The 5378-nt window shown below is 57.8% G+C and carries 4 protein-coding genes and 1 pseudogene; 1 reads left to right on the forward strand and 4 read right to left on the reverse strand.

Going from position 1 to position 5378, the window contains the following annotated elements:
* Window positions 1–485, forward strand: a pseudogene (locus VL003_RS00245) (aspartate carbamoyltransferase); the annotation flags it as partial.
* 39 nt (window positions 486–524) lie between these two features.
* Here the strand turns inward: VL003_RS00245 and VL003_RS00250 are convergent.
* From VL003_RS00250 to VL003_RS00265, 4 genes are all read right to left on the reverse strand, one after another.
* Entirely contained in the window at window positions 525–1427 is a 903-nt protein-coding gene (locus VL003_RS00250) for a recombination-associated protein RdgC (RefSeq protein ID WP_325438401.1), read from the reverse strand.
* A gap of 323 nt (window positions 1428–1750) precedes the next feature.
* Window positions 1751–3376 carry an MFS transporter gene (locus tag VL003_RS00255; protein WP_325438407.1) on the reverse strand — a complete coding sequence of 542 codons (1626 nt, stop codon included), beginning with the start codon at window positions 3374–3376 and terminating at the stop codon, window positions 1751–1753.
* Window positions 3377–3635: 259 nt separating this feature from the next.
* Window positions 3636–5108: a sensor histidine kinase gene (locus tag VL003_RS00260; protein ID WP_325438403.1), complete on the reverse strand. Its 1473-nt coding sequence runs from the start codon at window positions 5106–5108 to the stop codon at window positions 3636–3638.
* Between the two features lie 11 nt (window positions 5109–5119).
* A partial coding sequence (locus VL003_RS00265) for a winged helix-turn-helix domain-containing protein (protein WP_325438405.1) occupies window positions 5120–5378 on the reverse strand: 259 nt, incomplete at its 5' end.

The raw sequence follows: 5378 nt of genomic DNA on the forward strand, positions 1-5378 counted from the left end.
TGAAATTTACCTTGGTTGCTCCCAAGGGGCTGGAAATGCCTGACTACATTCTTGAGCAGGCAGGCAAGCGTGGCCACGTTATTGAGCAGACCACTTCGCTCGAGCACGGGCTGACGGGCGCCGATGTGGTTTATGCCACCCGCGTTCAAAAAGAACGCTTTGCAGACGAGCAGCTTGAAGGCTACACCGCTGATTTTCAGGTGAACAAGGAAGTTGTCGAGCGCTTTGGGCGCCCCGACGCGATTATTATGCACCCCTTGCCGCGCGACAGCCGCGAGGGGGCGCATGACCTCAGTGTCGACCTTAATCACGACCCCAGACTGGCTATTTTCCGTCAGGCCGACAACGGCATACCGGTGCGAATGGCTATTTTTGCCGTATTGCTGGGCGTAGAAGGGCTGGTCCAGCATTCGCTGCGTGATGTCACCTGGAGCCCGCCTTCGCATATCGGCCCCGACGACAGCGTCTTTCATGGCATAGATTAAAGGCTGCCAGAGCCAAAACCGCCGGCAGGCGGTTTTGGCTTACGCCATTTTCTTTTCTCCGCCCAGAGCGTCGACCAGGTTGTCGAGCAAACGCGCAAGCTCACCGGTCATCAAGGACAGATCCGAATCGAGCTGGTCGGCGTCGTTGCGTGAGACCAGATCCTGGTTTTCTTTAAGTACGTCCAGCGGCGCGACCCGCTTGATATCCAGGTTGTCGTTCAAAACGAAAGAGACGCGGTCTGCCCAGGTCATGGCAAGACGCGTGCATTGCTTGCCCGCTTGAACGTGCTTGCGCACATCGTCAATATCAATGCTTTGGCGCAGATAACGCACCGCCGCTCGGCTTTCGCTGGTCGAGCGAAGCTCGGTGTCTTGGTCAACCGAGAACCCGACCGGCGGCTCTTCTTGAATGAGCCAGTTGGTCATGCTGCTTGCCGGCGACTGTTCCACATATAGCTGCAATACTGGAAATGGGTCGATGGATTTGGCTAACATGCCCAGCACTTCGTCGCTTTTTGCCGAAGCGGCTGCATCAATGACCAGCCAGCGGTTCTTGGTGTCGATCCAGACCTTGGTGTCGCGATAGACGCTAAAGGCCTTGGGCATGAGCTCGTCGGTCACTTGCTCTTTGATTTCCTTCATTTGCTTGCGGCCCGGCTTGAAACCCTGCTGCTCTTCGATTTCCTGGGCGCGCGCGCGAGCGAACTGGTTGATGACCGTGGCGGGCAGCAGTTTCTTTTCAGCGCGCAGGCTCAAGAAAATCTGGCCCTGCAACGAATAGGCCAGGCCCGAGTTTTCGAACGGTGGAACCCAGCCCAGATTCTGCATTTCCAGGCTGTTGCCGGGGCGGTAAGCGTGTTTTTCAAGGGCCGACTCAAGTGCGTCGAGGGAGATGGACCACGAGGGCGCGAGGCGAAAGACCTTCAGATTCTTGAACCACATTGATGCAACTTTATCCTTGCGAGGGCGCAGCCGGGTTGGCGGCGCAAGATGAGACGAATCAAAGATTGTAATGCCTGGCGGGGTGCCGGCCGGACGAAAAAAAGGCCCGGATGCCAAAGCACCGGGCCGTCACGCCCATAGACACGCGCATACTACAGTTCGCGGGGCGCACAGTGTCGATGGGATAGAACGCATGGTGCGGGGGCAGGGCACTGAGCCGACTACGCCCGCTGAAACGCGATCTACGGGTTCGATTGTAGTGACTCGACCTGACGCGAGCCTGAAAGGGTTCGGGTCAGGTCGGCTGCTAAAGGACTGACGATCTAGGTGTTGATGTCGTTGTGTCGCGTTTCTTTGACGAATAGCGTACCTATCACCAGCGATAGGGCTGCAATGGCAATGGGGTACCACAAGCCGTCGTAGATATTGCCCGTGGCCGCCACGATTGCAAAGGCCACCGGTGGCAGAAAGCCGCCGAACCATCCGTTCCCGATGTGATAGGGCAAGCTCATTGAGGTATACCTGATTCTGGTGGGGAACATTTCGACCAGCATGGCGGCAATGGGCCCATACACCATGGTTACCAAGATGACCAGAAAGGTCAGCAACACAACCACCATCACGTAATTGATCTGGTTGGGGTCCGCCTTGGCCGGGTAGCCGTGTGCACGTATGGATTGAGTCAGGGCTTCGCGCAATTGGGCCGACTTGGCCGTGAACTCGGCCTTGCTCAACCCCGCACCCTCAAACGCAGGAAACTCCTCGTCACCGATACGCGCCACCGCGATGGTGCCTGCCGGAGCTGCCACGTTTTCGTAATTGACCGAGTTGCCCGCCATGAAGGCTTTCAGCACGTCGCAAGAACTGGTGAATGACGCCGTGCCTACCGGGTTGAACTGAAACGAGCAGGTGGCCGGGTCTGCGACGATGGTAACCGGCGCCGTGGCTTGAGCGTGCTCTAAGGCTGGGTTGGCGAAGTGGGTCAGCCCTTTGAACACGGGGAAATACGCCAGGGCGGCAATGAGGCAGCCGGCCATAATAATGGGCTTGCGTCCGATCTTGTCCGACAAGGCGCCAAATACGATAAAGAAGGGCGTGCCCAGCAGCAGGCCCAGAGCGATCATGATATTGGCGGTATTGGCCTCGACCCCCAGGGTCTTGGTCAGGAAGAACAAGGCATAGAACTGCCCCGTGTACCAGACCACGGCTTGGCCGGCCGTTAAGCCGAGCAGAGCCAGAATGACGATCTTCAGGTTCTTCCATTGCCCAAACGATTCTTTAATGGGCGCCTTCGACTGGGTGCCTTCTTCCTTCATCTTCTTGAAGGCCGGCGATTCATTCAGGCGCATGCGAATCCACACTGAAATCACCAGCAGTACAGCGGAAATCAGGAAGGGAATGCGCCAGCCCCAGCTCAGAAACGCTTCTTCGCCCAAGGCGCTGCGTATACCAAGGATAAGAAGTAGCGACAGGAACAAGCCCATGGTGGCGGTGGTTTGAATCCAGCTGGTGTAGAAACCGCGTCGATTCTGCGGCGCGTGTTCAGCCACATAAGTTGCGGCGCCGCCGTATTCGCCGCCCAGGGCCAGGCCCTGCAGCAGGCGCAGAATGATCAGGATTACGGGGGCGGCCATGCCGATCGAGGAATACGACGGCAAAACCCCGACCAGAAAGGTCGATAGGCCCATGATCAAAATAGTGATCAGGAAGGTGTATTTGCGTCCGACCAGGTCGCCTAGACGACCGAACACCAGGGCGCCAAAAGGCCGTACCGCAAAGCCGGCGGCAAAGGCCAGCAGCGCAAAAATGAACCCGGCGGTCGGGTTGACCCCCGAAAAGAAGTGGACGGCAATAATGGCCGCCAGCGATCCGTATAGGTAAAAGTCATACCATTCGAATACGGTGCCCAACGACGAAGCAAAAATGACTCGTCGTTCTTCAGCGGTCATGGGCCGGTTGGTGGCTGCGGGCGCCCCAGTGCTTGGGCTGCTGGGCGGCGGCGAAGCGATAGTTTGTGAGGTACTCATGTTGTCTCCTGTACGTATTGGCCAATTCGGCTCTTGTTGTTACCGCCGTTTAAAGGGCGATTACGCCTACGGTAGAAAACGAGTCTGACGTCAAACTTACGTGAGGCCACCGGATTTTTGATTTTTGTAAAAAAAGGTAAATCGAAGAATGGTTCTGGAGTGGCGTTGCATCGTGAGCGGGTCATGCTTGAGGGTGGAGGGCGCGGCGGAAGGTCACGCGAAAGCAGGTGCGCGCACCGCGTTCTGCGCTGGGCTCTACCAATTCGACCCGGGCGCCGTGTTGGTCGGCAATTTCCTTCACGATGGAAAGCCCCAGGCCGCTGCCGTCTGCGCTGTTGCCCCAAACCCTGAAGAAACGGTCGAACACACGGGCCCGATGCTGTGGCGCGATGCCGCTTCCAGAGTCTTCAACCTCGATGCCCGCCGTAGCGGTACCGGCAATGACCCGTACTGTGGCCCATCCCCCGGCCGGCGTGTAAAGCAGGGCGTTGTCGATAAGGTTGGCGACCAGCTCGGAAAGCAGCAGGCCGTGTCCTTGTATCCATTGCGGCGAGGGCTGGGCCTCGAAACCCAGGTCTACCCCGTGGTGCATGGCCTGGTCGACGAACTGGCGCGTTTGGGTTTCGGCCAAGGCGTTAAGGTCGATTTTTTCAAGCACGAACTGCCCTGGGTTTGCCGAGTGCTCGGCGCGGGTCAGCGCCAGCAGTTGATTCACCAGCCGTGTCGCACGCTCGGTGCCTTTTACCAGTTGGTGCAGGCTTTGTTCGACCTTGGCGGGGTCTTTTTCGCGCAGGGCCAGTTCGGCTTGCGTACGCATGCCGGCAAGCGGTGTTTTTAACTGATGGGCGGCGTTCGACACAAAGCGGCGCTGGCTTTCAGTACCGGCTGCCAGTTGGGCAAGCAACTCGTTCATGGCGGCCACCAGTGGCGCAATTTCGGCCGGGGCCAGGTCTTCGCTGATCGCAGAGAAATCATTAGGGCGGCGTGCACGGATACGTTCTTGCAGCACGCTTAGCGGTTCTAACCCCTGGGTAAGGCCCAGGCCGGCAAGCAGGGCGGCAAGCGGCAGAACGATAAGCTGAGGCGTCAGCATGCCGGTCAGAATTTCTTGCTGAAGCACACCGCGCCTGTCGTTTGTTTCGGCGACCAGGGTCAAAAAGGTTTCGTCTTTCCGATCGCGCGCACCCCACACGTAGGCCACCCGAACGCTTTGTCCATCGATCGTTTCGTTGTGGAACTTGAATTTGTCTTTTTCGTAGGCCCAGTTGTCGGGCAGGGGAATGCTGGAGTTGCCGGCCAGTGAAGCGCCGTTGGCGTCGCGTATCTGCCAGCGTGTCGGTCGTCCGTTCTCGCCGCTGAGTACGGTAAGGGTAGAGGCCGACAGCTTGACTCCTTCACGTACGTTCTGTTGCTCTACTTCGTATTTCAGCAGGCGAAGGTGATCGGTAAGGGTGCGGTCATACGGCGCGTTGGCGATGTTCTGAGCAATAAAGTAGGTAATGACGATGCCGATGGACCAAAGCAGAAACAAAGGCCCGAACATCCAGATTAGGATTTTGCCCAGCAGGGTCTTGTTTTTTTGCGATTTGAATTTGCGGTGCAACACTGCCGGCGTGCGGCTTTTGCTGTCGGGATGTACGCTGGGATGAGGCATGGGTAACCAGCCTAGGCGCCCAAGTGTTCGCGCGAGTCGGGCTCGAGGCAATACCCCAGGCCCCGAATCGTGACGATACGCGCACCGCTGGGCTCAATTTTTTTGCGCAAACGATACACGTACACCTCAATCGCATTCGTGGTCACTTCTTCGCCCCACTCGCATAACAGGTCGACCAATTGGTGTTTACTGATCATGCGACCGCAACGAGAAAGAAAAATTTCGAGCAGGCTGGTTTCGCGGGCGGAAAGCTCGAGGGGGTGATCGTTG

The sequence above is a fragment of the Pusillimonas sp. genome (assembly GCF_035515275.1).
Taxonomy (GTDB): Bacteria; Pseudomonadota; Gammaproteobacteria; order Burkholderiales; family Burkholderiaceae_B; genus Pusillimonas.

Excerpts from the sequence above, each read along its gene's own strand:
- VL003_RS00250 (WP_325438401.1), bottom strand. The coding sequence starts at position 1,427 with ATGTGGTTCAAGAATCTGAAGGTCTTTCGCCTCGCGCCCTCGTGGTCC.
- VL003_RS00255 (WP_325438407.1), bottom strand. The coding sequence starts at position 3,376 with ATGACCGCTGAAGAACGACGAGTCATTTTTGCTTCGTCGTTGGGCACC.
- VL003_RS00260 (WP_325438403.1), bottom strand. The coding sequence starts at position 5,108 with ATGCCTCATCCCAGCGTACATCCCGACAGCAAAAGCCGCACGCCGGCA.